Genomic DNA, 24818 nt, shown 5'->3' on the forward strand with positions numbered 1-24818 from the left:
GCCGAATTTTGCAGACAATACTGTCGCAATCGCTGCTGTCAATGTCGTTTTACCGTGATCCACGTGACCAATTGTACCGACGTTAACGTGCGGCTTGGTGCGTTCGAACTTACCTTTTGCCATTTTAGACTCCTAACGATTGTGAGAGATCTTCTTAAGCTATCAGACACACGCCTGACAATAACAATGCGAAGACGATGATTTAAAACTACTCTGGTGCCCTTGACGTGGATTGAACACGTGGCCTCTCCCTTACCAAGGGAGTGCTCTACCACTGAGCTACAAGGGCAGCACTTGCACAAACCACATGCACCTACAAAACTTTAAACTTGGAGCGGGTGAAGGGAATCGAACCCTCGTCTTAAGCTTGGAAGGCTTCGGCTCTACCATTGAGCTACACCCGCGTACGAAACTGATCCGACAATAACCTCAGCCGCTAAATTCTGCCTGGTGGAGGGGGCTGGATTCGAACCAGCGTACTCAGAGAGAACAGATTTACAGTCTGTCGCCTTTAACCACTCGGCCACCCCTCCCAGGGAACCCCGAATTATGGAGATGTTCGATTTAACTGTCAATAGATTTTTAAATCTCTCTAGCACTTTTTAGATAAAAATTTCCAGCGAAAATCAGGGAAATTCTCTTTTACACTTACGATTCAATCACTTAGCTAATTCCTCGCGTGTGCCAACTGGTAAGAAACTAAACCCTCAAATTTATTCATTTCTTCCGACAAGGCACTAATTGAGGTGGCTTGCTTTCGATTTAAAGCGACTGCAACAAAGCGCCACTCAGTTCGACCATCTTTTGACGAGATGATGATCGTCCCTCCAGCCACTTCGTAGCCGCGCGCCATCGCTAATTGGCGTATCGCAGTCTCACTCGCAACAAAACCTTCCTTAAATTGCATCACGATGGAGATTGCCTGACGTGCTGGCAGCCATGCTTCCAATTTAAAAACCCAAATCATGCAGGCGGCCGACAAAAAAGCTAACAAAATCGCCGCAGCGTAAAAGCCAACTCCAACTAAGATACCAATCGCAGAGGAAGCCCAAAGCGAAGCAGCTGTAGTCAAGCCACTAATGCTAAAACCCTCTTTCATGATCACACCAGCACCTAGAAAACCGATGCCTGTAACAACGCCTTGTATGGTTCGCGATGGATCTAAAGCTACCGGTGACAAGGCTCTGCCACCAAACCAGAAATCTGGGTATCCCGCAATCACGACCAGCGCGGCAGACGCCATACAAACCAAGCCGTAGGTACGCATTCCAGCCGCCCTACCATGATAGGATCGTTCGTAACCGACAACAAATCCCAGCAACAAAGCGCCAGTCAAGTTGAGAAAGATAATCGTATTCGCACCTAACTCGGCATGCGACCAGAAGTTAGCGGTGTAAGAAGCTAGTGTTGTCATTCAAAATATTGAAAATAATTTATATTGAATTTCAGTGTAGCAAGCGAGTCAGATACTGTCTAATACTCGCCCACATTTGTTTCTTGAATATAAATTTTTCCGCGTTTCCACAACAATGAACTAATTTAGTTTTAAGCGATCAGACCTTGCATGCGCACTTCGGTATATTCTTAGTATATCTAAACATCTCTTCATCTATTCGAACTTCTTGCCTCACCTCAACTTCGGAGAAATTATGCATCAGCACAGAAATTCTATTGCCTCTCAAATCTCGCAGAGCTCAACGCCGACGAATAAGCGTACAGACATTAGCATTGCCATCAGCCTGATTTTTTGCCTAGGAATGTGGAATACCTGCGGCATTTCAAACGTACAAGCTGCGGAACAAACGATTAAGGTCAGTGGCGTCGCCAATCAATCTGAGCAAGCCAAGGCAGAACTCAATTTTAAAACGCTATATCAGAAAGAAACTGTGTACAGAAATAAGGAATTTCCTGGTCGTCGTGCAGCGGATGATGAAGATGAGATCACGCAAGCCGATTATAGCGACGAGGCAGAACAGCGCCGCCTAAAAATGTGGCGTAATTTATCGGAAGATCTAAAGAAAATTAATCCTGCACTGCTTTCGAGTGAGTCGCGCATCAACTACAAAATATTTGCCGACCAACTCACTAATCGCATCAATTCAACGACACTCAACGCGCATCTACTGACCTTCAATTCGGATAGCCAGTTTTGGGCTAGCACCGCAGGCGCAGCGGAATCAACGCGCTGCGTTAGTGTAAAAAGTTGTGAGCGGTTTATTAAACAAATGGCGAGCATTCCACATACTTTCTCACAAAAAATTGCTTTGATGAAGCTTGGAATGGAACGAGGAATGACGATGCCTCAAGTAGTGTTAACTGGACGTGATGCTAGCATTCAAAAACACTTAACGACCAGCGTTGATAACAGCGTATTTTTTAAAGCATTTACCCAGCTTCCTGCATCGATATCAGCCGCACAACAAACGGAATTACAGAAGAAGGCAAGAAGCGTTATCGCTGACAAGGTAATTCCTGCGTATCAAAATTTATATGAATTCATACGCAACGAATACATGCCGAAAGCAAGAAAATCAATTGCGGCCTATGATCTTCCAAATGGCAAAGCTTTCTATCAAGCACAGATTTTTGAATACACCACTTTAGAAAATACACCCGAAGAAATCCATAACGTTGGGCTTGCAGAAGTTGCGCGCATACGCAGCGATATGGAAAAAATTATCGCTGAATTGAAGTTCAATGGCGACTTCAAAGCCTTCCTGCACTTTCTACGCACTGATCCGCAATTCTATGCAAAGACGCCCCATGAATTATTAGCGGAGGCGTCATATTGGGCAAAAAAGGCAGATGGAATGTTGATCCGCTATTTTGGGCAATTACCACGTAAGCCTTATGGAATTCAAGCAGTTCCAGCCGACATCGCACCAACTTATACCGCAGGTCGTTATGCAGGTAGCGGTGATCCGAAACGTCCGTCAAATTACTGGGTCAATACCTCATTACTCAATCAGCGTCCAATGTGGGCATTGCCTGCCTTAACTTTGCATGAAGCAGTACCAGGGCACCACTTACAAATCGCCTTAGCGGGTGAGCAAGCAGAACAACCAGAATTTAGACGCAATGCCTATATTTCCGCATTCGGTGAGGGCTGGGCACTGTATGCTGAGCATCTGGGCGTCGAGATGGGATTCTATGAAACACCCTACCATCACTTCGGTCGTTTAGTTTACGAAATGTGGCGTGCTTCGCGTCTGGTGGTCGATACTGGCATGCATGCAAAGGGTTGGACGCGTGATCAAGCACTACAATTCATGCGTGACAATACAGCACTTTCAGAACATGAAATCACTACAGAAATTGATCGCTACATTTCATGGCCAGGACAAGCATTAGCCTACAAATTAGGCGAAATTAAAATTCGCGAAGTACGGCAAAAAATAAACACCATACTCGGCGAAAAGTTTGATATCAAAGCGTTTCACGATAAGCTATTGAGCCTAGGCTCGGTGCCTTTATCCATCTTAGAAAGTGAAATGCTGGCTTGGGCAAACAAGCTAAAACAAGACAAGAAGTAAAATGCATAAAACAAAAAACCTCGAAATAGATTCGAGGTTTTTTATTGATGCGCTTGCAAACACATTCATTTGCAAGCGCAAGTTCCCACATCAATTTCCTGCCGCTGGCTTCCCATCTGCATTCTTTTTATCATCCGCTTTCGCTTCAGCTTTTACATCTGCTGGTCGAACTAAAGCAGCGCGCTCCTTCAAATGATCTTCCATTTTTAGCCACGCAACGCCTTTATTTAACCACTCTGGTGCAGGCTTATCTTTCAGGTGGAAATCAAAAAACTCTTTCATGCGTTGCATATAGTCTTTTTGATTTGGCTTCTTCACTAAGCCATGGTTTTCACCTGGATACTCCAACATCACAACATCTTTACCGGCACGACGCAAGGTATTGAAATACTCGACGCCTTGCGTGTAATCGACCGCGCCGTCGACATCATTTTGCAACATCAATAAAGGTGTCTTGACGTTTTTCGCAAAGAACACTGGACTATTTCGCACATAAGCATCCCAGTGATCATTGTAATTACCGAGGAAGCGACCTTGGCTACTTTCAAAAATCGCTTGATTGGTACTTCCAGAATTTTTGTAAACCAAACTGTACATACTAATCATATTGGTCAATGCAGCGCCAGCAGACGCAGCCTTAAATACATCGGTTTGCGTGATCAAAAATGCAGTTTGATATCCACCCCAACTATGTCCTTGTAAACCAACACGCTTAAAATCGACCACCCCAGTCGCAATTGCCGCTTGCAAAGCCGGCAGCACACTTTCTTTCGCACTCACACCTGGATCGTTTAAACGATATGTAATATCAGGATTAAAAACCGCATAGCCGTGGCTGGTGTAATACGCGCGATTAAAACCACCACCGCCAACCATTGGGGGCGTATAGCTGTTTAAACCCTGACTTAATTTTTCATAGATATAGACCACCGTTGGATAGGATTTTCCTGCTTGATAATTGGCAGGTAAAAACAAAGCGCCTTGGAGTTTTTTGCCATCAGTACCAATGTAATCGACTAAGATCGAACCACTGCCCATGGTGTAATTTTTCTCTTGCTCTTGCAAATCGGTGAGCTTACGCATATTTGAAAGTTGCGCATCGCTCACGTACAGATCTGGCGGCGTAATCGCAGTCTCTTTCGACAACAAGAAAGTGTCACTTTTCTCTGCCTTAATTAAACGACGATAAGCAGCATCAGCATACGCCAAACGTTTCACATTACCGTTTGGATCTAGACGCAAAAAGCCTGCTTTCTTAGTCCATTCGCCATAGGCATTAAAGTACTGAGGCTTACTTAAATCAATCCCTTTTTCATTGGGATCGAGCACCAAACGTCGCTGATAACGCACTTGATCGCGCTTGCCATCTTGCGTCACTTGGGTCGCCTTACCACCGTCTACTGGCATTTTCCAAATGTCCCAACCATCGCTTAACAGAACAAAACGACTGTCGGAACTCCAGCCAAATGGCGTGACTGGTGGTTTCACCAAATTATGGTCGTCCTCGACATTGATAAAAGTTGTGTTTAAACCAGCGGTCAAATTATGACGTTTGCCTGTAGCCATTTCTATGCTGAAGAAATTTCCATCTTCATAGTGCAAATAATGACGGCCATCATGCGCTAGACCAAACGTCCAACTCGCTTGTTTATTCAGTAATCGGCGCTCTCCTGTTTTCAAACTAAGCGCGTACACATCACTGAAACGTCGACCATCCATACTAGCTTGACGCTGATACTCACTGTCATCCTGTGCCAGCGCCCAATCGCCAAACTGAGGCATCGCTACCGAAGTCAATTTTTCATCACCGAGTCGAATAAATTTGGCTTCTGCTATACGATAAATCGCCGCTGAAGATCGCTTCTTATCAAAATCTTGCTGCACCTTTTGTTGCGTTGGTAAGCGTTTATCTTGGTGATGCCAAAGAACCAAATTCACTTTTTCATCTGAATCTGCTTCTTTTTTCTCATCCTTCGGTTTCTTTTTCGCTTCTTTAATTCCAAACGAAATCCAAGCGAAATCTCTGCTCCAACGTGGTTGTGCGTCACCAGATATTGTCATGTCCTGCGGAAAATCTTTCAGTTTGAGAGGATCAACTATAGTCTTCACAAAACTGTTGTTGGTATCAATCCGAAAACCAATCGCGTTCCATAACTTGTCAACATAGGCTTTATCTTCTATGCCCTTGAGCACGGTAAAACCAGTTCCCTTATCGTTCCACAGCAGTTTTTCATAAACTGCATCACCATCATCCAACACCTGACTAGCACCACTATCCAAGTTGTGGACTACCACGCCATTACCCGCTTTGTCATTCGCGTCAACGATGTAAGCCAAATAGCGCCCTTGGAAATCAAACTCAAATTCAGCAACATTGCCAAGGTTCAGCAAAGCTCCAGTCTTCAGGTTTTTTAACAGCAAGTCTGAACCTTTGGCGCGCGTTGGTGCAGGAGCTCCTGGGACTGTAGGCATCGCTGGTGCAGGTGTCGCGCCATCTGCCATCGCCTTATGCATTGCAATCCAACCACCACGCTCATTTGCAAATGCAAATTTACGCACTTTTTCAACAACGCTAGATTTACCCGTTTTCAAATCAACGAGTGTGACTTTCGCTTGCACAGGCTTCTTGGCTTTCTTCGCGGCATCTTGTTCTTTCTTACTCATGTGCGATGTAAATGCCGCCCACAAACCATCTTCAGAAAATTCAATACTTCCTGCACCCTGCCCTGCAGGAAAACTATATTCCTCTTTGCCCAACAAGGATTTGACAACGACAGTGGCATCGCCCTCCGCTTCGCTCAAACGCCACGCAGCCCACTGTCCGTTTGCCGATAGCACAGCAGCACTAATTCCTTTGAAAGCAGCCATATCGGCGATCTCGATAGGGCGTGGTGTCGCAGCCACGGGGGCTTTAGCAGCCGATTTAGCTTCGACTTTCTGAGCCGCATTTGCGGGAGCTGTAGCGGGAATATTTTTATCTACGGTAGCTGCAGATTGAGCTAAAACTTCGGCACTCGCCAAAAGAAAACCTAAGGTGACAGCGGGATAAACTGGGCGCATTACACACTCCAAAGAAAAAAAGGGGGGGAAAGATCAGGAATCAATATTGACCGCGGTATCTTAACTTAGTTCCAGTGAATCGAGGTGTGTGCGGTATGAATAATTGAGGACAATTTCGGTCTGAGTCGCGGACACGCAAATAGTAAGTTCAAATGCGTAGATATTGAGGAAAGGAGTTTCCGCACTGCAAATGCTAAGCGCCAGAATGACGCCGCAAACCGAGCTTAACAACGTCGGATGGATAAACATTCACATACGATTTCCAAACCACATCCGTTGCGGCGAGCTTGTCCATCTGCGCTTTTAAATAGATTTGATCATTCGGCGGCAAAGCAGATTTTGAAATGTAAATTCCGCTATCAGTCCAAGGTAATTCGTCTAACTTGTCGTAACGCACCTTACCTTCCAAATCGTGCAGTATTTTTTCGGTACGAACGAAGCCAGAAAACAAAGTCGGCGTCATAATCGTCACGTAATTACCATTTTTTTGCATGCTACGCGCTACTGACACAGCATCAGGCTCAATGATTAATCGCTTACGCTTCGCCATCTCTTTCAAAATTTCTTGATATCCAACTCCATAGTCAAATCCACGTACCGCAACCAAGCGGAGCTGTTCTCGCGATAGTAAATCGGACAAACTTAGAATTGGCGATCCCGCAGACTGCATCGAAATCACAGTCGCTCGAATTTGAATCAAAGGAACAAAGTAGCCTACTTTGTCGCGCTTATCTGTTTTTACGGTGGTAATTAACAGATCGGCTTTACCGCTTTCAAATAAAAATTCTTGGCGATTTTTTGGCACTTGATAATAAGCAAATCGACAGTTGGACTTCGCCTCTAGCAAACTGAGAAAATCAGGCGTAATCCCGGTGTAGCGATTACCTTTTACAATCACACTCAAACCAGTGACGGAGACGGGAACTTGAACCGTTCGAGAACATTCAGCAAAAACGGGATATGTGATTGCCAACGCAATCAACAGAATCAAAACGCGAAAGTAAAGACGAATGTCGTGCATAACAATAGCAAACTTCGAAATGTACAAACGAACTAGCAATTTTCTTCCATTTCAATAAAAGGAAATGAGCATCAAATAAGCGTCAGCACCTAAATAGCCAATACCCTGCTTCTTCTAATCTTTTAATCGATCAGAAATACCTACATAGTTCAATCATTGTGCATGGAAACCATGCGCATTCCTATCATCTATCAACAATGAACCTCAAAAAATTGTTAAGTCTCAGGCGATGTAGGACTTTCACGACACTTTTACCAAATTAAAAACTGAATAAGACAATACAATTTTTAGCAGATTCCATTACTATAGAAGTAGGCTACAGCTCCACAATGTCTAACCACCCAACCCACAGGAGTGCATTATGCGATCAAATATTCGCTTACTAAGCTGCGTACTGAGTCGCGTACGAAATTGTATCTTGAGCATCACGACAATTTTTTCCATCTCAATAGGCGCAGTAGCACAAGCACAGAGCCCCAGCCTTGTGAACAATCCCAAATACGATGCGGCAACGGCAGAACGTCTAGGTGCAGATCAACGTGGCATGCGCAATTACGTGCTAGTCGTTTTGAAAACTGGCCCCAATAAAATAGCCGCAGGTAAAGAAAGAGATGAAATGTTCGCAGGACACTTTGCCAATATGAAACGACTCGCCGCAGAAGGAAAGTTAGCAGTTGCTGGCCCCTTCGATGGTGCCGACGGATGGCGAGGTTTATTTATTTTCGCAGTGAAGGATATAGAAGAAGCCAAACAATTAACCGCCACAGATCCGGTGATTATTAAGGGAGAAATGATTGCTGAGTACCATAAATGGTATGGCTCTGCCGCGATGATGGAGGTCGGCCGTATTCATGAAACCTTGAGTAAATGAGGCTTACCAAAACTAAGGCCTGCACAAAGTAAAGAACAAATATGTTTCAAAACATCGTGGCATTCAAAATGCGATTCGTAGCAAATTGAATGCCACTATTTTTTAATCTGTATTTAGTATTTAGACCCGCTTACCGTCGGCGCCGATCACTAACTCTCCATCTTCCTTACGAAACTCACCGCGCTGAGCAGAAGGAAGAATTTCTAATACCAATTCAGATGGACGACACAACTTCGTTCCCAAAGGGGTAACGACAATCGGTCGATTAATTAAAATAGGATTCGCAAGCATCACGTCGACGAGCGCGTCTTCACTCCATTTGTCATCTGCCAGACCCAGCTCTTGATACACACTTTCTTTTTCTCGCATCAACTGGCGGGCTGAAAACGACATTGCCGCTAAGATTTGTTGAAGCTCTTGTTTACTCGGAACTTGCTTTAAATACTCAATCACAACAGGTTCATCACCGCTATTACGGATGAGAGCGAGCGTATTACGAGAAGTACCGCATCGAGGATTGTGATAAATCGTGATCGTCATATATTTTCTTTATTCCTTGAAGATTTTTTAAACTTGATATTGAAGCTGTATCTTGAAACTTTCAATTTCAACTTCTAGCTGCTAGCTCAGCTTGTTCGAATGAATTTTCGCCAGCACTTATCTGCTAAAGCAGTATTATAAAGCGAGCTAAGAACTGACCACTGCGAACAAATGCAAAAGGGCGATATTGAATCGCCCTTTTGTTACAAGCAAAAAAGAAACTACTTAGTTAATCTTTCTAATTCTTCACGTCTGCTGCTTTAACTGGAACAAATTGTCCCATCACATCACGCTTACCTTTTTCCAAATATGGCACTGGTTTATCCATCCATTCTGGGCGCGGTTTATTCAGCAAATAATGATCGAAGAATTCACTCATGTGAACAGTGAAATGCTTAATGTTGTCGCGGTCACGCAAACCATGTTTTTCACCGTTGTAGTTAAACCAGTAGGCTTCCTTATTCAGGCGACGCATCGCAGTAAAAAACTCAATTGCTTGGTACCAAGGTACAGCGTCATCATCATCGTTATGCACTGTCAAAAATGGTGTCTGTACTTTATCGATCGCAAAAATCGGTGAGTTTTCTACGTACTTCGCGGTACTATCCCAAGGCGTTCCACCAATACGGCTTTGTTGCTTTTCATATTGAAAAGCACGGCTAATTCCGGCACCCCAACGAATACCGCCATAGCCACTCACCATATTCGCCATCGAGGCGCCAGCTTCAGCTGCGCGGAAAATATTCGTACGCGTAATCATGTAGCTGATTTGGTAAGCGCCCCAACTATGTCCTTGAATACCGACACGTTTTGGATCAACATAACCCTTAGCAATCACTTGCTGCACCGCAGGTACTACGGTATCTAGTGCACTCTTACCTGGGTAACCAGTTTTGTAAACAATATCCGGACGCAACACAACATATCCGTTGCTAACATAACGTGTGACGTTGATATTTTGCGCTGGCGCTGGTGAGACGAAACGATGCATATTGTCTGTCATCTTTTCGTAGATATACACCATCATCGGATACTTTTTCTTCGGATCAAAGTCCTCAGGCTTAGCGAGCAAAGCTTTGAGTTTTTTCCCATCAGCGCTGGTGTAATCAATCATCTCTTGCGTACCCCAGTTATATTGGGCTTGCTGAGGATTCGCATGGCTAATTTTCTGCGGTTTAGCAAAACTCAAATCCGCACTCCACAAATCAGGAAATTCGGTAAACGTTTGCTGTGTAAATAAAATCGTGTCGCTATCCTTTGCTTTCATTAAACCAGAATACAACTTGTCTCCATGAATCAAACGCTTGGGTTCAAGCGGCTGATTCGCGGTAGGCTGAATGGTGTAGTAACCAGTCGATTGATTCACATCATGCGTCGCCGATAAAATCCACGGTTTGTCCGCAGGTAAAGCTTTTGTTTGCGGACTTTGACGTACATCACTCAAATGTACATAACGCAGTTCTAATTGATTTTTTCGACCGAAACCAGCAGTCAAGTTACGTGCCGCTTTAGATTGCAAATTCACTTCCCATAAATCGAATTGATCATAGAGTACTACGCTGGCATCATCGTTGGTCCAACCTGCTACACCAAACGCATTTTTTGGTTCTGGCGTGTCACGTTGCTGATCTTCAAAACGTGTCTTGATATGCCCTGTTAAATTTGTTTTCTTGCCGTCAGTCGTTGCATGAGACCACCACACATTTTTATCGGCATCGAAGTAGACAACATATTTACCAGCTGGGGAAAACTGTGGCATAAAGCGCGATTTTTCTACCAGCATTTTCGCTTGCCCATTTTGCAGATCAACCGCATAAGCGTCGTAATACAAACTGTCCCATGACATCAAATGACGATAAGGCAGCGTGCTAATTCCCATCGCAAATTGGGCATTGTCATTCAACATAATCTGGGGAATCAGCTTATTTGCCAATTGCACAAACTTACCTTCAGCTAAATGTACGACCGCACGATAAGAGCGTTGCTTGTCGCGCTCAGCATTAGCTTTTTGCATAGACTGTAACTCGGGGTCTTTCCAATGCCAAAGATCAACCTTCACTGGCTCGGCGGCATTCTTTGGTGGCGTAACAGGCAATTCCGCTGTACTCAAAAACAAACGTTGACCATCTTTACTAAAACTAAGATCGGCATACTCACTTGGCGCCCAACCTTTAGTCATCCCATTCGATTCTGCGTTGACGAGCAACTTCGCTTGCGGCGCATCAGCGCGCCAATAAAACAGAGAATACACTTGCGTATCCTTTGCTTTCTTAGCCAACTCATCACGATTACTTAACACTGCAAATTGTTGACCAGCATCGTCAAATCGTAAGTATTTGTAGCTACCGGCGCCAGTAAGTATTGGCTTAGCTAGCTTGGTATCAGCGGACCACAGGTAGACACCTTCTGCTTGAGAAACGGCTTTCACTTTATCTTGTGCAGCGTTATTGTCAGACTTTGCCGCTTCTGCAGATTGATCTTTAGCCACTTCCTTGATTGGCTCTTTTGCAGCGTCCTTAGCGACATCTTTCAATGAAACCGAATAGGCCAACAAAGTGCCCGCTTTATTCCAAGTTATATCAGCGACATCTGAGATAGAAGTTTTCTGCTTTTGTGCTAAATCCCAAATGATTAATTCTGTACCCGGTTCTTTCTTTTTCGCTACTGCTCCAGCCGTAGCCATCATTGCTTGCTGATCATACTGCTCTTGTGAATTCTCGCTTGTGTCTTGCATCACATTAGCATCGTCATCACTTAAGCTATCTGCTTTTACAGCCTCTTCTTTTTTCAGTTCTTTCTTCAGCTCTTTCACAGGCTCTAACAAAACTGCCAACAAGCTTGTTCCTTCTTCTGGAAAGCTGAAGCGTTTTACACGTTCAACGTATTCAATTACGCCGGTTGATAAGTCCATCACACCAAGGCTCGCTTTCGGTGCGTCTTCTGGTTTTACTTTCGCTTTCTTTGCTTTTTCAAGGTCAGCACGCGTTGGCAACACCGAGAACGCAACGAATTTGCCGTCGTAACTAAATACCGGATTGTTGCCACGTGGTGCTCGCCACTCTTTAGCGTCACGTACGTTTTTGATGACGATTTCGCCATCGGATTCTTGCCCAACTAATGCATACGCTGCCCACTGTCCATCACGACTCAACACCGCGTTTTGAATACTGCGCCAATTAGCGTAAACATCATGCGTAATGAGTTTTTTTCCTGCCTGCGTCTGATTCGCAGCATTTGCTTCCGCATTTGCTGTAGTGGACTGCGCAATCGCTGTTTGTGGCACGCTGATCGCTTGCAAACCCAGAACCAAAACGAGGGCACTAACTGGGCGCACGAACGTATTAAAGATAGCATTCGATTGTTTTATTAGATTTTTTAGTTGCATCTTCTTTCCTTTATGTTGGCTTAATTATCGAACCAATGATTCATTATTTGCTGCTTGTTTTTTCTCAATACTTACTACTTATTTCTTTGATTATTTAAGGGAAGATGTGATCAACGATTGAGCGAGAGCTGAACGAATCAAGAACTTCCCCTGCGAATTACAGAGCTTGTATTTGCAGAGTTTTAACTACTTTCCCTTCCCCTTTTTCACCCATACCTACACCACTATTTTTACTTTCTTTTTTTAGAGCAACTAGACGATCTCCAACTGTTCCGTAAAGCCATTCTTCTTCATTTTTCATTTCAAAACTAATCACGACATAAGCGCGACCAGATACCGTCTGCGTTAATCGGCTAGCCAAAGGCGTACCATCGGCAGCAATCCAAACGTCAATCTGACCATCAAATTTTTTCATGTACTTACGCTCACGTTCGTTCAGCTTATCGATCGACATTTCAAAATTTAACAAGCGGGCAGGTTTGCCATTAAAGCTATCCGCTTTTTCACTCTTAAAATTCGCTTTTTCTAAGCTTCGACTTAAACTACTTGCGGCCGAAATCATAGGTCGCAATGCTGAAGAGTTGACCTCGCTCAAAGCTGATAATGTCGGTGTTTTCGCTTTTTTATCTTTTTCTCGTTGGCGTTCTTCGGACTCTAGTTTTAACAACATATCCTTGCTATATAAGACTTGTAGTCCGCGCGAACTTTCTTCAATGCTGACACTCGCCAAACCCTGGGTTTCTTCTTGATCTTTACCTTCGCCTTGTCGATTCCAGGTTTTCGCTTCGACTAAGGCTTTCACCGGCGTCTGCCCTTGCAATCGCACTAAAGCTGCTTTCAAATCCGATAAACCATCTGCGTTAGCATGGGTGCTCACACAAATTACGGCAACAAAAATACATGATAAAAATTTATAAAAACTAGACATGAATACGTCCTGTAAGGATGTTGCTAGGAGGGTATGACTAAGAAAAGACCAATGAGTTCAGTCGCGTCAAACCAAACTCTTCGGTATTAGGGTTTTAATGAAATTTGTGCAGTAGCAAGCAAGTAGACCAACAAGGCCGACTGCGCATCATCCGCCGCATATTTTAGTTGCTTATCCGTCAATCGCTCGGCCGCCCAATTCGAAGTCGATACGCGTTTTGATTTTTGCAAAACCTGTCCAAAGTATTTTTCAACAGCGCGCTTTGCACCCATTTGCTTTTTACGGCTATCACTTAAGCTACGGGATAAATCGAGCACATTCGCAATACGAATTCCAAGCTTGCGCGATAACATTTGATTATCATCGGATAAACCAAATCCGACTTTTTTAATCTGATCGGATTCAAATACTTCTCGCAATAATTCACGACTAAAGCTGATCTGCTCTGACGATACCAGAGGGAAAAGAAAGGCAAGCTCTTCAGTCGCTAGTTGAATCAGATGCGGTCCATCAGATTCTTTTCCGGCGGTGAATACTGGCTTTGATTCAGTGTCATAGCCTAAGCATAAATGCGAGAGTAAGTTGGTGCGTGCTAAATCTAATTGTGTTTGATTTTGCACCAAAATAATTTGGTTTAAGGCTATGCCTGGATAATCTGGCAGAGTGGGAACTGGTTCCGTCGGAGGAGAAACGAATTGATTCATTAATACATTTTTATTTAATTAAGGAAGAATAAAATTAACTCGATTCACTTTAAAAATTAACAACAAAATAAAGCAATCGAATCGTAGCGACTTATGATGCCATAAAGATTCATGTGACAACTACTTTTTGCTATTGACTGCCAAATCACAACAATGCGGGCTAGGAATCGTGTTCCATACAAAATTCTTACCCATATTGGCTGTGTTCGCACAAATAGGTTTGCCGAAAAAATCTTAAGCATATAAGAACAAAAAGGCGACCAGTGGTCGCCTTTTTGTTTTACTTCGGTTGAATACGTTTGAATAATCTTTATGGTTGCGCACCCTTACGATTCACGCTGCCAGAACCACCGATCGATTTACTGACTTGCGGATCACCGTAATAGTTCACGGTACCAGAGCCACCAATACGCACATTTAAATTGTCACTGACCCAAGTCTGTACTGAGCCAGAACCGCCAATACTAATTCTGACATCTTTGGCAGCTAGCTTAGCCATATTCAATTCACCTGAGCCACCGATAGTTCCTGCGATTTGTGGCACAACACCACGAGCGCTGAAGTTACCACTGCCGCCGATACTGACTTTTAAGGTCTCTGCCTTTAACTCATTCACATCCATCTCGCCAGAACCACCAATCCGCAGTTTTAAATCGGTGCCGATGATTTTATCGCTCTTCACACTACCAGAACTCTCTAAGGCAAAATCATCTAAATTCTTAAAATGCACGACGATCGACAGGTTGCGTGTTTTTGGGTATTGATTCTTCTCTTTTGAGCGTATCTTTAAGGTATTGCCTTCGACTACGACTTCTAGCATAGCTTGAATATTGTCATCGGTTTCAATCGATACCGCCTCATGATTGCCCTGTTTGAGTTCAACCTTGCCAGGTACAGAAATCTGTATCGCACGAAAATCCTGCACATTCCGCTCTTGCTTAACGACTTTACCGGAACCCTCAACCGATTTTCCCCACCAGTTACCCCAGCTAGCAGAGGCTGGGGTTGCGGCAAATGCGGTGGCAATGAATGCTGTTGCCAATAAGCGGCGACGCATTGTGAAAGTTTTTAGTGTCGACATGATTTACCTCTTTTGCTTCTATGTGGTTAAAACTGAACTCGGTTTTACACTTAATTTTGGTGCTCGCTTCTGTAAGTCAGATCACTTCTATCGGTGCATTTCAAAAAAGCTTAGGCTGCTTTTTTGCGTGAACTACGAGAAATCAGTACAAATAAGCCATACAAAATTAAGAACGGGATCATCAGTGGAAGCAAAGCAATCGCGAATGAACCGAGTACGGCACCCAAGACCACAACCAAGACTAAGGCCACCATCGCCAGCACCAAACCGGTAATACTTAAGGCGAAGAACAAAGCGCCAAAACCAACCACGCAGGCAATTAAGAATCCAGTAAAGCCACCAATATCGCCGATCTCTTCGCCATCAATAACGATATGTGATGTGTCAATCGACAGATAGGTCAAGAACAGCAAACCCACAATAATGGCGATAGCGATAAGAATGTTGCGGTGATTCGTTTTCATTTTTATTCCCCTTATGTATTTAAGCAAAAACTGCTTCGTTCTCTCAATCGGTCATCAATGAATAACTACCTGTGGCTAACTCGTAATTGCTGATCCGATGACTGCATTGTAGGGATCGCCGCACTGCGCTGCTAGTGAATTGCGACAGAATGCAAAAACCGAGGAACAAAGTGTCATTTGACTCGAATTCATCTCGCAAATACGTTCATTTCAAGCGACGGAGTGCAGCCATGTGCTTGAAATAGACTAATAAAGCATCTAAATCCGATTCGGATATCGACTGATGATCAAATCCTGGCATCAGTGCTTGTTTCCAGCTACGCACAGCTGCTGGGTTGCGAATCAACTTACGCAAATACGCTTCGTGAAAATACTCGGTAGGACTAAATGGCTGGTTTAAATCAGGACCGATCGCGGCATCTCCTCCGCCATTCATACTATGGCAGACCGCACAATTTTTAACATAAATTTGCATACCCTGCATAGCTTGCTGATAATTTTTCAACAATTTTGGTGAAGGAATTATTTGCGGAAATCTTTGCTGCAAAGGCAGTTCCACACGAATCTTTACCACTTGATAAGGCCATTGCTCATTACTAATCTTGCCTGCTTCTGGATTCAGCCAGACCAAATAAAACGGCCCTGCGCTCGCAGTTTTTGCTGGATTATTTGGGTCGATCGCTGGCCATGGCTGTTGATCTGTCTCAATCGCCAGATATGGCTGTCCTTTGCCAACTAAATCGGCAGCTGCGATATTGGCAACAAATCCGTCGGAAGCAACAAACTGCACTGAAGTATTTGCAGCCGCTTTTGTCATCAACGTCGGCATCAACTTCGCGAAAGGAACCGCGCGGTAAGTCATGCTGCGCTTATAAGCAGAATCTTTGTCGATTTGAATGGGAAGCGATTCCGCCAATAAAGCGCTACGACTCCATTGTTTTACTGAGGCACCATCACTTACTTCTAATTGAGGTTCTTGGCCCCAAGTAGAAAAACTAATGGCAGCCAATAACACGAGGTAAGCGAACCGCAAAGTATAAGAAACAGCGTAAGCGCGCATAACAAACTCCAAGACAAGGGTAAAACTGAGGGAATAAATAATTCACAAAATAGCAAAAGTATAGGCGAACACAGAAAATTTTCTGCATCCTCAACCTAGATGCGATCTGGATCCACTAAAAGCATGCTTTTAGAGCGAAAAGCTCAGTGATAGCTGACGAATAAGAGCGAAAAAAGGTTAAAATCAAAGGTTTATAAATTCCTTGCTCATGTCATTCAGCTTGCTTCTCGAGACACATGATATAGAGCAACAATCCAGCACAAAGGCAGAAGAGCTATGCTCACATTTCAACAAATTATTTTGACCTTACAAGATTATTGGGACAAACAAGGCTGCGCACTGTTGCAACCGATCGATATGGAAGTAGGCGCGGGTACGTCACATACCGGAACCTTCTTACGTGCGATTGGCCCTGAGCCTTGGCGCGCTGCCTACGTGCAACCGTCACGCCGTCCAAAAGATGGCCGCTATGGTGAAAACCCAAATCGCCTTCAACATTACTATCAATATCAGGTAGTGTTAAAACCAGCACCAGAAAATATTTTGGACTTGTATTTGGGTTCTTTGAAAGCCTTAGGTCTCGATCTACAACAAAATGATATTCGTTTCGTCGAGGATGACTGGGAAAACCCAACCTTGGGCGCATGGGGCTTGGGCTGGGAAGTGTGGTTGAATGGGATGGAAGTGACGCAATTCACTTACTTCCAGCAAGTGGGCGGTTTAGATTGCAAACCGATTCTCGGTGAAATCACCTACGGTATCGAACGTTTGGCGATGTATTTGCAAGGCGTAGAAAATGTCTATGACTTGGTTTGGACGGAGCGCGAAGAGAACGGCAAAACCGTACGCTTATCTTACGGTGACGTTTTCCACCAAAACGAAGTCGAGCAATCGACTTTCAATTTTGAATATTCGAATACCGACTTCTTGTTTTCTCTGTTCAGCAACTACGAAGCAGAAGCAAAACGTCTGCTCGACATCACAGAAAAATCCTTGGCTTTGCCTGCATACGAAATGATTTTGAAGGCAGCGCATACCTTCAACTTGTTGGACGCACGCGGCGCAATCTCAGTCACCGAACGTGCTGCTTATATTGGCCGTATTCGTAACTTATCACGTGCTGTTGCGGCAGCATATTTGTCTGCACGCTATCAATTGGGCTTCCCTATGTGCGCAGAAGACGACCAACATAAACGTGAGGTTGTAGCCGCGATCGAAGCACAACTCGCGAAAGCTACAGCACAAGCAGCAGCGACAGCAGCTTAAGCACTTCGCTCAGCCACAGACAAGTACAGAATTGAGATTGAACATGAACCAAACACTTTTAGTTGAATTGTTTACCGAAGAATTGCCACCAAAAGCCCTTGCCAAATTAGGCGAAGCATTTGCTGCAGGCATCGTCAATGGTTTGAAATCGCGTGATTTCTTAGAAACGGACTCTATCGTTACTAGCTTTGCTTCACCTCGCCGTTTGGCTGTAAGTATCAGCAAAGTACGCGACACTTCTCCAGATAAACAAATGCGTGAAAAAGTATTGCCTGTGTCCGTGGCAATCGATGCGAATGGCAATGCCACAGCACCCTTAACAAAAAAACTCGCCGCCTTGGGTTTCTCGAATTTGCAAGTATCCGACTTAGAACGCGCCGTCGACGGTAAAGCAGAAAGCTTCTTCTACAGTTACACCGCACCTGGTAGCGCATTGGCAGGCAGCTTGCAATTGGCACTCGAGGAATCCATCAGCAAGTTGCCGATTCCTAAAGTCATGAGCTATCAACGTCCTGATGGCGCGACCGTGCATTTCGTGCGCCCAGTGCATAGCATTATCGCCTTGCATGGCAAAGACATCGTCCCACTCAGCGCGCTTGGTTTAACGGCTGGACGTGTCACCCAAGGTCACCGTTTCTTGTCCGCCGGCCAAGTGAATATCGCTGATGCGGAAGACTACAACCGTGCCTTGAAAGAAGAAGGTAAAGTGACTGCCAACGTCACTGAACGCAAAGAACAAATTCGCCAAGCTTTGCTGGCTAAAGCCAATGGCGATCAGGTCTTGATGCCAGAATCCTTGCTCGACGAAGTTGCAGCTTTAGTTGAATGGCCTGTCGTGTATGAATGCCATTTCGAAGAAGAGTTCTTGGCCGTGCCGCAAGAATGCTTGATTTTGACCATGCAAACCAACCAGAAATATTTCGCAGTGACGGATGCTGCTGGCAAATTGCGTTCACGTTTCTTGATCGTTTCTAACTTAGCGACCGACACACCAGAACACATCATTCAAGGTAATGAACGTGTTGTACGTCCACGCTTATCTGATGCGAAATTCTTCTTCGAACAAGATAAGAAAAAATCTTTAGCCGACCGTTTGCCGCAATTAGCCAATGTCGTATATCACAATAAACTCGGTAGCCAAGCAGAACGTACGCAACGGGTTCAGTCTCTGGCTGGCACGATTGCGAAATTAATCGGTGCCGATGTTGCCCTCGCAGAACGCGGTGCCTTATTGGCAAAGGCTGATTTGTTGACCGACATGGTCGGTGAATTCCCTGAGTTGCAAGGCATTATGGGCACTTACTATGCCAAGCATGATGGCGAACACGATGAAGTCGCCGCGGCCGCTTCCGAACATTATCAACCCCGTTTCGCAGGTGACGCTTTGCCTGCAACGCCCACGGGTACCGCAGTCGCACTTGCCGACAAGCTTGAAACTTTAGTCGGTATTTGGGGCATCGGTTTGCAACCAACGGGCGACAAAGATCCATTCGCCTTGCGTCGACACGCACTCGGCATCTTGCGTATGTTGGTTGAAAAACGTTTGGCGATTTCTCTGCAATCCTTGATCGCTGCTGCCGCCACATTATTTGCTGGCAATGCGAACTTCAAAGACCCAAGCGCTGATGTACTGACGTTCTTATATGACCGCTTGCGTGGTCAATTACGTGAACGTGGCTTCTCACAAAGTGAAGTCGAAGCTGTGGTTGCGCAAAACCCAGATAGCTTAGCCAACATTGTGGAACGCTTGCAAGCCGTACAAAGCTTCGCGGCATTGCCAGAATCTGCTTCATTAGCGGCAGCGAACAAACGTATCACCAACATCTTGAAAAAAGCCGACGGTACGCCAGGCGAGATTAACGCCAGCCTCTTGCAAGAAGCTGCGGAACAAGCATTGTACAAAGCGATGGTCGATGTCAAACCTAGCGTTGATGCCGCGTATGCTGCAGGCGACTTCACAAGTGCTCTGAAAACTTTGGCGGCATTGCGTGAAGGTGTCGATGCATTCTTTAATGATGTGATGGTCAATGCGGAAGATTTGGCATTGCGTAATAACCGTTTGGCTTTATTGGCTTCTTTGCATGGCATGTTGAACCAAGTCGCGGATATTTCTAAGTTGGCGGCGTAAGTAGACGGCGCGGGTTGCACCCGCCCTACAACTGATTGAAGGTAAATCATGGCAAATACTGATCACAAAGCTAAAGTGATGATGAGAACGATTTTTGTCGTACTCACGATCTCGGCAGCGGTCAGTTTAACCATTGAAGGTTTTAGCATAATCAGTCTTCTTTTGACTGCATTTAGTCTGCTGGCCCTTCTACTCGCCGTAACAACTCCACAGCAACTTCAAGATTTTATCGATACATTGTCGGATTAAGAAATAATGACACCTACCACCAAACTCATCATCCTCGACCGCGATGGCGTCATCAATCATGATTCCGACGCGTTCATTAAGTCACCAGATGAATGGCGAGTTATTCCTGGCTCAGCGCAAGCGATTGCGCGTTTGAATCAAGCTGGCTATACCGTGGTGGTAGCGACCAACCAATCGGGTGTAGCACGTAAGCTATTTCCGATGACCACGCTGAATGCGATTCATCAAAAAATGCATGCGACTGTCGAGCAAGTAGGTGGCTTAATCGATGCAGTGTTTTTTTGCCCGCACAGCGCGGATGATAATTGTGACTGCCGCAAACCCAAGCCTGGCATGCTGCAAGAGATCGCAAGCCGCTACAATGTCTCACTCAAAGGTGTGCATTGTGTCGGCGATTCTTTACGTGATTTGCAATCTGGTTTTGTGATGGGCTGCATTCCGAATTTAGTTCTGACCGGCAAAGGTCAAGGAACGATGAACAAAGGTGGTTTACCACCAGGAACACAAATCCATTCCGACCTCGCGGCGATGGTAGAAGCACTGCTACATGCAGAAGCAGCAGCCGACTAATTTTTAATCTTATTTCTTTCGCTTCAGGATTATTCATGTATTCAGCATTGTGTTTTATCCGCTCTTTGCTTTTCACGATTGTGATGGTCATCGCCACCGTGATTTGGGCACCTATTTGTTTTTTGTTCGCGCCGCTTCCTTACAATCAACGCTACTGGGCAACTGCACGCTGGAATGTTTTCATCATCTGGGCAGCAAAAGTAATTTGTGGGATTCGTTATCAAACGCGCGGATATGAGAATTTTCCAGACGGCCCCGTGATTGTTTTATCTAAACATCAATCTGCCTGGGAAACCATTTTCTTACTGATGTCTACCCCGCGCCCCTTGGTATTCGTATTTAAAAAATCGATACTCTACATCCCCTTTTTTGGTTGGGGGATCGCCCTTCTAAAAATGATCCCGATTGATCGTAGCAAAGGTAAAGATGCCTTCGCACAAGTTGTAACGATAGGACGCAAACGTTTGACCGACGGCCAATGGGTCATCATGTTCCCAGAAGGTACTCGTATCCCGGTTGGACAAAAAGGTAACTACAAAGGTGGCGGCACGCGACTTGCGATTGAAACCAATACACCTGTGATTCCGATTGCTTTAAATTCTGGCGAATGCTGGCCTAAGAACTCTTTCATCAAACGTCCTGGCTTGATCACCGTCTCAGTAGGAAAACCGATCGCACCAGGCGATATGAATGCGTCCGAACTAATGGCCAAAGTCGAAGAATGGATAGAAGCGGAAATGCGCGTCATCTCTCCGCAAGCCTACAAGTAAGCCTACAAGTTAGCCCACAAATAAGCCGCTCAATCAAAGCCGTGCTAAACTCGTTAGCGTCAGCTGCTCGCTTGATTTTATAAAGTTTATCCAAGCAAGCGCTGCGCTACAGATTAGATTGAGAGAAGTCATGTCCGCTGGGAATTCTAAAAATACTGCAGGTTCAGCACAAGCAAGCTTGATCCAAGGATTGCAACGTGCATTGCAATTAGATTTTTTCAACGATTTATTTGGCGGAAATGAGCAAGCAATAACACCTCGCCGTCCACCAAACACAATCGACCCCGCCAATGGCGTGCGTAAACGCCAAATTCTGATTCAAGATCAAATTCTCGACTATGAATTGCGTCGATCAAAGCGCCGCAGCATCGGCTTTTTGATTGGCGATGAAGGCCTACGTATCACTGCACCTCGTTGGGTAACTGTTGCCGACATCGAACAAGCGATACGCGAAAAGCAGCAATGGATCATTGCCAAGCTCAGTGAAAAACGAGAACAGAATCACAGGCGTAAAGAAGCCACAATGCGTTGGGAAGATGGTGCACGTTTACCCTATCTTGGCAAACATCTGACGCTGCGTATTCGCTTTCAAAGCCGAGCATCAATTCACCACGAAGCTGAGCAAGACATTCTAACTATTTCCATTCCGCCCGATAGTCACGAACAACAAATAAAAGATCGTGTCAAAGCTTGGTTGCAACAAGAAGCAAAACACTTATTCAATCAACGCATGCCTTTGTTTGCACAACGACTGGGTGTAAGTTATCACTCCATGAGCTTGTCATCAGCGGGGACTCGGTGGGGCTCTTGTACATCTCAAGGAAAAATTCGGCTGAACTGGCGACTTATACACTTTTCAATCGATATTATTGATTACGTGATCGCGCATGAACTTTCGCATTTGCGTGAAATGAATCACAGCACAAAATTTTGGGCGACTGTGGAATCAATCTACCCCGAATATGAACACGCAAAACGCAAACTGCGTCAACATGCTAGTGCTGAATTGCCCACTTTTTAAATATCACTTGCATGCGCAAACAGACTCGTTCCATTTCTAATTTGAGCTCACAAGGTTTGAACTCACAAATTTGGGCGGGAGAAGTAGGTATTGAGATAGGCTTCGCGTTTTTTATTGGGCAATCTGGAGAGAATCGATCACACGCACATTGGGCACATCAATGCATCGTGCGACTAGATCAGCCTTTTACGATTATCAGCGGTGAAACACAGTTCCAAGCAAATGCAATCTTTGTACCCGCTGGCGTCGAACATCGTTTGATCGCAACTCGTCATCTCTCTCTATTTTTTGATCCTACCAGCACGCTGGCCAATGCTTTATGCGAGCATCTACAAGATGCACGATCCATACAAGCCCTACCACCAAGAATTGCCGACTTTTTTCAAACGCTGCTTCACTCAGAAAGTTCCAAGCAAAACTTGTATCAAGATTGCTTAGAATTTTTTAAGTATCATCGCGTGATCAAGAAACGCGATCCACGACTTCCACTTATTTTGCAAACGATTCGACAAGAGGTAGGCACAAGCTATAGCAAACGTAAGACATTTGCACAGCAAATAGCGTTGTCAGATTCGCGCTTCTCGCACTGGTTTAGAGAACAAACAGATATGCCCTTACGAAGTTATCGTAAGTGGTTACGCCTTATCGTCGCACTTGAAATGATATTAGATGGTAGTAGCGCAATTGATGCGGCGCATGCAGCAGGTTTTTCTGATCAGGCACATTTTTCTCGCAGCTTTCTAGCGATGTTTGGTGTCTCGCCCCAAAGTTTATTGCCACGTCTACAGCGTCGAACTTAAACTCAGCAGTTTCGTTCAAGACACCACGCTTTGAGATCGCCATACTAAGGCATCGATCATTCAAACATGAGGTGAAACTAAATGGAACAATTTCTACGTTCAACAAATTTGCTAGATTTCAATCACGACAAGATCAAACAACTGATTTCCAGCAAGGCTTGGCCAAGTTTGCCGCACACTGAACGTATCGCAAGCATTTACGATTTCGTTCAAAACCAAATCATATTTGGCTACAACGAAGCAGATGACTTACCCGCATCGCGGGTCCTGGCTGACGGTATTGGGCAATGCAATACCAAAACAACTTTACTGATGGCACTCCTACGCAGTTGTGAAATTCCATGTCGCTTTCATGGATTCACTATCGACAAAGCATTACAAAAAGGCGTGATCAGCGGGCTTGCTTATGCACTTGCACCACGTAGCATCATTCATAGCTGGGTTGAAGTCTGGTATCAAAATCGCTGGATCAATCTAGAAGGTTTTATTTTAGATAAACCCTATTTAAGCAGTGTGCAGAAACAGTTCATGGAAATTAAAGGTGCTTTTTGTGGTTTTGGCATCGCGACTAAATCACTAGTGCAACCTAATATCGAATGGCTCGGTACCGATACCTACATACAGAAAGAGGGGATCAATCATGACTATGGCGTTTTCGATGCGCCGGACGATTTCTATCTGAAACATGGAAGCAATTTATCCGGTATCAAACGTTTCCTGTTCTTACACTGGATCAGGAAAACTTTGAATCATCGCGTTCAAAATATTCGTCAAGGAAATTGGTCTTCAATCAAATTACCGCACAAGTGAACCTACAAATGAGCGCACAAAAGCGCATTGCCAAACTCAGCGCTACAATATCGTTTTCAATAAAACGACAAACTGATTATGCGATTACTTCACACTATGCTGCGCGTTGGCAATTTGCAGCGCTCGATTGATTTCTACACCGAAGTATTGGGAATGAAATTACTCCGTACTTCCGACAATCCTGAATATCAATACACACTCGCCTTCTTAGGTTTTGGCAGCAATCCTGACCACGCCGAATTAGAACTGACCTACAACTATGGCGTTGAGTCTTATGAAATGGGAACAGCCTATGGCCATATCGCTATCTCTGTTCCTGATGCGGCAGCTGCTTGTGCCGCTGTCAAAGCGCGAGGTGGTAACGTAACGCGTGAGGCAGGACCCGTCAAAGGTGGTAAAACCGTGATCGCATTTGTACAAGACCCTGATGGCTATAAAGTAGAATTGATAGAACGTGAATTTGATACGCCAGTGACCTTGTAATATCAGTGCAGCCCGCGCCACGTAATTCTTAAGTGACTTGTGGACAGGGCGGGTTGCACCCGTCCTACAAATAC

22 protein-coding genes and 3 tRNA genes are annotated in these 24818 nt (G+C 44.7%); 11 read left to right on the plus strand and 14 right to left on the minus strand.

What is annotated here, in order from left to right; translation table 11 throughout:
- The 5 genes from KDM92_RS14155 to KDM92_RS14175 all read right to left on the minus strand — a co-directional run.
- Positions 1-123, minus strand: a 123-nt coding sequence (locus tag KDM92_RS14155; RefSeq protein ID WP_229827326.1) for a GTP-binding protein, incomplete at its 3' end; no start/stop codon positions are given.
- A gap of 91 nt (positions 124-214) precedes the next feature.
- Positions 215-289 (minus strand) — tRNA-Thr (locus KDM92_RS14160).
- Between the two features lie 41 nt (positions 290-330).
- Positions 331-404: transfer RNA gene (locus KDM92_RS14165), tRNA-Gly, on the minus strand.
- Positions 405-448: 44 nt separating this feature from the next.
- Positions 449-533: transfer RNA gene (locus KDM92_RS14170), tRNA-Tyr, on the minus strand.
- A 134-nt stretch (positions 534-667) separates the two neighbouring features.
- The gene (locus tag KDM92_RS14175; RefSeq protein ID WP_189347184.1) at positions 668-1414 is read right to left on the minus strand and encodes an MgtC/SapB family protein; all 747 of its coding nucleotides are present in this window, start codon (positions 1412-1414) and stop codon (positions 668-670) included.
- Positions 1415-1649: 235 nt separating this feature from the next.
- Between KDM92_RS14175 and KDM92_RS14180 the strand changes: the two genes are divergently transcribed.
- On the plus strand, positions 1650-3533 hold the full coding sequence (locus tag KDM92_RS14180; RefSeq protein WP_212685109.1) for a DUF885 domain-containing protein: 1884 nt from the start codon (positions 1650-1652) through the stop codon (positions 3531-3533).
- Between the two features lie 90 nt (positions 3534-3623).
- Here the strand turns inward: KDM92_RS14180 and KDM92_RS14185 are convergent, their stop codons facing one another.
- Together KDM92_RS14185 and KDM92_RS14190 are read right to left on the minus strand one after the other, a co-directional pair.
- A complete protein-coding gene (locus KDM92_RS14185) occupies positions 3624-6593 on the minus strand; it encodes a S9 family peptidase (protein ID WP_212685110.1) in 2970 nt (989 codons plus the stop codon).
- A 193-nt stretch (positions 6594-6786) separates the two neighbouring features.
- Positions 6787-7614 carry a type 2 periplasmic-binding domain-containing protein gene (locus KDM92_RS14190; RefSeq protein WP_212685111.1) on the minus strand — a complete coding sequence of 276 codons (828 nt, stop codon included), beginning with the start codon at positions 7612-7614 and terminating at the stop codon, positions 6787-6789.
- 361 nt (positions 7615-7975) lie between these two features.
- Here KDM92_RS14190 and KDM92_RS14195 point away from each other — a divergent pair, with 361 nt between their 5' ends.
- Positions 7976-8485: a YciI family protein gene (locus KDM92_RS14195; RefSeq protein ID WP_212685112.1), complete on the plus strand. Its 510-nt coding sequence runs from the start codon at positions 7976-7978 to the stop codon at positions 8483-8485.
- Between the two features lie 120 nt (positions 8486-8605).
- Here the strand turns inward: KDM92_RS14195 and arsC are convergent, their stop codons facing one another.
- From arsC to KDM92_RS14230, 7 genes are all read right to left on the minus strand, one after another.
- Entirely contained in the window at positions 8606-9025 is a 420-nt protein-coding gene (gene arsC / locus KDM92_RS14200; RefSeq protein WP_212685113.1) for an arsenate reductase (glutaredoxin), read from the minus strand.
- A gap of 238 nt (positions 9026-9263) precedes the next feature.
- The gene (locus KDM92_RS14205) at positions 9264-12410 is read right to left on the minus strand and encodes a S9 family peptidase (protein ID WP_212685114.1); all 3147 of its coding nucleotides are present in this window, start codon (positions 12408-12410) and stop codon (positions 9264-9266) included.
- Positions 12411-12567: 157 nt separating this feature from the next.
- The gene (locus KDM92_RS14210; protein ID WP_212685115.1) at positions 12568-13338 is read right to left on the minus strand and encodes a hypothetical protein; all 771 of its coding nucleotides are present in this window, start codon (positions 13336-13338) and stop codon (positions 12568-12570) included.
- A gap of 86 nt (positions 13339-13424) precedes the next feature.
- The gene (locus tag KDM92_RS14215) at positions 13425-14042 is read right to left on the minus strand and encodes a 3'-5' exonuclease (protein ID WP_212685116.1); all 618 of its coding nucleotides are present in this window, start codon (positions 14040-14042) and stop codon (positions 13425-13427) included.
- A 310-nt stretch (positions 14043-14352) separates the two neighbouring features.
- Positions 14353-15123, minus strand: coding sequence for a head GIN domain-containing protein (locus tag KDM92_RS14220; RefSeq protein WP_189347176.1), 771 nt, complete (start codon positions 15121-15123; stop codon positions 14353-14355).
- Between the two features lie 110 nt (positions 15124-15233).
- Positions 15234-15587: a hypothetical protein gene (locus KDM92_RS14225; RefSeq protein ID WP_212685117.1), complete on the minus strand. Its 354-nt coding sequence runs from the start codon at positions 15585-15587 to the stop codon at positions 15234-15236.
- Between the two features lie 205 nt (positions 15588-15792).
- Complete coding sequence (locus tag KDM92_RS14230) at positions 15793-16647, minus strand: c-type cytochrome (protein WP_212685118.1); 855 nt, start codon at positions 16645-16647, stop codon at positions 15793-15795.
- A 276-nt stretch (positions 16648-16923) separates the two neighbouring features.
- Here KDM92_RS14230 and glyQ point away from each other — a divergent pair, with 276 nt between their 5' ends.
- From glyQ to gloA, 9 genes are all read left to right on the plus strand, one after another.
- Positions 16924-17913 carry a glycine--tRNA ligase subunit alpha gene (gene glyQ / locus KDM92_RS14235; RefSeq protein WP_230408363.1) on the plus strand — a complete coding sequence of 330 codons (990 nt, stop codon included), beginning with the start codon at positions 16924-16926 and terminating at the stop codon, positions 17911-17913.
- A 43-nt stretch (positions 17914-17956) separates the two neighbouring features.
- Positions 17957-20041: a glycine--tRNA ligase subunit beta gene (glyS, locus tag KDM92_RS14240; protein WP_212685119.1), complete on the plus strand. Its 2085-nt coding sequence runs from the start codon at positions 17957-17959 to the stop codon at positions 20039-20041.
- 48 nt (positions 20042-20089) lie between these two features.
- Positions 20090-20290: a hypothetical protein gene (locus KDM92_RS14245; RefSeq protein ID WP_212685120.1), complete on the plus strand. Its 201-nt coding sequence runs from the start codon at positions 20090-20092 to the stop codon at positions 20288-20290.
- 6 nt (positions 20291-20296) lie between these two features.
- Positions 20297-20860 (plus strand): D-glycero-beta-D-manno-heptose 1,7-bisphosphate 7-phosphatase, encoded by a 564-nt coding sequence (gmhB, locus tag KDM92_RS14250; RefSeq protein WP_212685121.1) that lies wholly within the window; start codon positions 20297-20299, stop codon positions 20858-20860.
- A 35-nt stretch (positions 20861-20895) separates the two neighbouring features.
- Positions 20896-21630 carry a lysophospholipid acyltransferase family protein gene (locus KDM92_RS14255; RefSeq protein WP_212685122.1) on the plus strand — a complete coding sequence of 245 codons (735 nt, stop codon included), beginning with the start codon at positions 20896-20898 and terminating at the stop codon, positions 21628-21630.
- A gap of 130 nt (positions 21631-21760) precedes the next feature.
- A complete protein-coding gene (locus tag KDM92_RS14260) occupies positions 21761-22651 on the plus strand; it encodes a M48 family metallopeptidase (RefSeq protein WP_212685123.1) in 891 nt (296 codons plus the stop codon).
- A gap of 11 nt (positions 22652-22662) precedes the next feature.
- Positions 22663-23451, plus strand: coding sequence for an AraC family transcriptional regulator (locus KDM92_RS14265; RefSeq protein WP_212685124.1), 789 nt, complete (start codon positions 22663-22665; stop codon positions 23449-23451).
- Positions 23452-23532: 81 nt separating this feature from the next.
- Positions 23533-24261 (plus strand): transglutaminase-like domain-containing protein, encoded by a 729-nt coding sequence (locus KDM92_RS14270; RefSeq protein WP_212685125.1) that lies wholly within the window; start codon positions 23533-23535, stop codon positions 24259-24261.
- Between the two features lie 78 nt (positions 24262-24339).
- Positions 24340-24744 carry a lactoylglutathione lyase gene (gene gloA / locus KDM92_RS14275; RefSeq protein ID WP_189347167.1) on the plus strand — a complete coding sequence of 135 codons (405 nt, stop codon included), beginning with the start codon at positions 24340-24342 and terminating at the stop codon, positions 24742-24744.
- The last annotated feature ends 74 nt before the right edge of the window (positions 24745-24818 follow it).

Origin of the sequence: Affinundibacterium baiyunense (assembly GCF_018139645.1) — a bacterium.
GTDB lineage: Bacteria > Pseudomonadota > Gammaproteobacteria > Burkholderiales > Burkholderiaceae_D > Undibacterium > Undibacterium baiyunense.

Excerpts from the sequence above, each read along its gene's own strand:
- KDM92_RS14175 (WP_189347184.1), bottom strand. The coding sequence starts at position 1,414 with ATGACAACACTAGCTTCTTACACCGCTAACTTCTGGTCGCATGCCGAG.
- KDM92_RS14180 (WP_212685109.1), top strand. The coding sequence starts at position 1,650 with ATGCATCAGCACAGAAATTCTATTGCCTCTCAAATCTCGCAGAGCTCA.
- KDM92_RS14185 (WP_212685110.1), bottom strand. The coding sequence starts at position 6,593 with ATGCGCCCAGTTTATCCCGCTGTCACCTTAGGTTTTCTTTTGGCGAGT.
- KDM92_RS14190 (WP_212685111.1), bottom strand. The coding sequence starts at position 7,614 with ATGCACGACATTCGTCTTTACTTTCGCGTTTTGATTCTGTTGATTGCG.
- KDM92_RS14195 (WP_212685112.1), top strand. The coding sequence starts at position 7,976 with ATGCGATCAAATATTCGCTTACTAAGCTGCGTACTGAGTCGCGTACGA.
- arsC (WP_212685113.1), bottom strand. The coding sequence starts at position 9,025 with ATGACGATCACGATTTATCACAATCCTCGATGCGGTACTTCTCGTAAT.
- KDM92_RS14205 (WP_212685114.1), bottom strand. The coding sequence starts at position 12,410 with ATGCAACTAAAAAATCTAATAAAACAATCGAATGCTATCTTTAATACG.
- KDM92_RS14210 (WP_212685115.1), bottom strand. The coding sequence starts at position 13,338 with ATGTCTAGTTTTTATAAATTTTTATCATGTATTTTTGTTGCCGTAATT.
- KDM92_RS14215 (WP_212685116.1), bottom strand. The coding sequence starts at position 14,042 with ATGAATCAATTCGTTTCTCCTCCGACGGAACCAGTTCCCACTCTGCCA.
- KDM92_RS14220 (WP_189347176.1), bottom strand. The coding sequence starts at position 15,123 with ATGTCGACACTAAAAACTTTCACAATGCGTCGCCGCTTATTGGCAACA.
- KDM92_RS14225 (WP_212685117.1), bottom strand. The coding sequence starts at position 15,587 with ATGAAAACGAATCACCGCAACATTCTTATCGCTATCGCCATTATTGTG.
- KDM92_RS14230 (WP_212685118.1), bottom strand. The coding sequence starts at position 16,647 with ATGCGCGCTTACGCTGTTTCTTATACTTTGCGGTTCGCTTACCTCGTG.
- glyQ (WP_230408363.1), top strand. The coding sequence starts at position 16,924 with ATGCTCACATTTCAACAAATTATTTTGACCTTACAAGATTATTGGGAC.
- glyS (WP_212685119.1), top strand. The coding sequence starts at position 17,957 with ATGAACCAAACACTTTTAGTTGAATTGTTTACCGAAGAATTGCCACCA.
- KDM92_RS14245 (WP_212685120.1), top strand. The coding sequence starts at position 20,090 with ATGGCAAATACTGATCACAAAGCTAAAGTGATGATGAGAACGATTTTT.
- gmhB (WP_212685121.1), top strand. The coding sequence starts at position 20,297 with ATGACACCTACCACCAAACTCATCATCCTCGACCGCGATGGCGTCATC.
- KDM92_RS14255 (WP_212685122.1), top strand. The coding sequence starts at position 20,896 with ATGTATTCAGCATTGTGTTTTATCCGCTCTTTGCTTTTCACGATTGTG.
- KDM92_RS14260 (WP_212685123.1), top strand. The coding sequence starts at position 21,761 with ATGTCCGCTGGGAATTCTAAAAATACTGCAGGTTCAGCACAAGCAAGC.
- KDM92_RS14265 (WP_212685124.1), top strand. The coding sequence starts at position 22,663 with ATGCGCAAACAGACTCGTTCCATTTCTAATTTGAGCTCACAAGGTTTG.
- KDM92_RS14270 (WP_212685125.1), top strand. The coding sequence starts at position 23,533 with ATGGAACAATTTCTACGTTCAACAAATTTGCTAGATTTCAATCACGAC.
- gloA (WP_189347167.1), top strand. The coding sequence starts at position 24,340 with ATGCGATTACTTCACACTATGCTGCGCGTTGGCAATTTGCAGCGCTCG.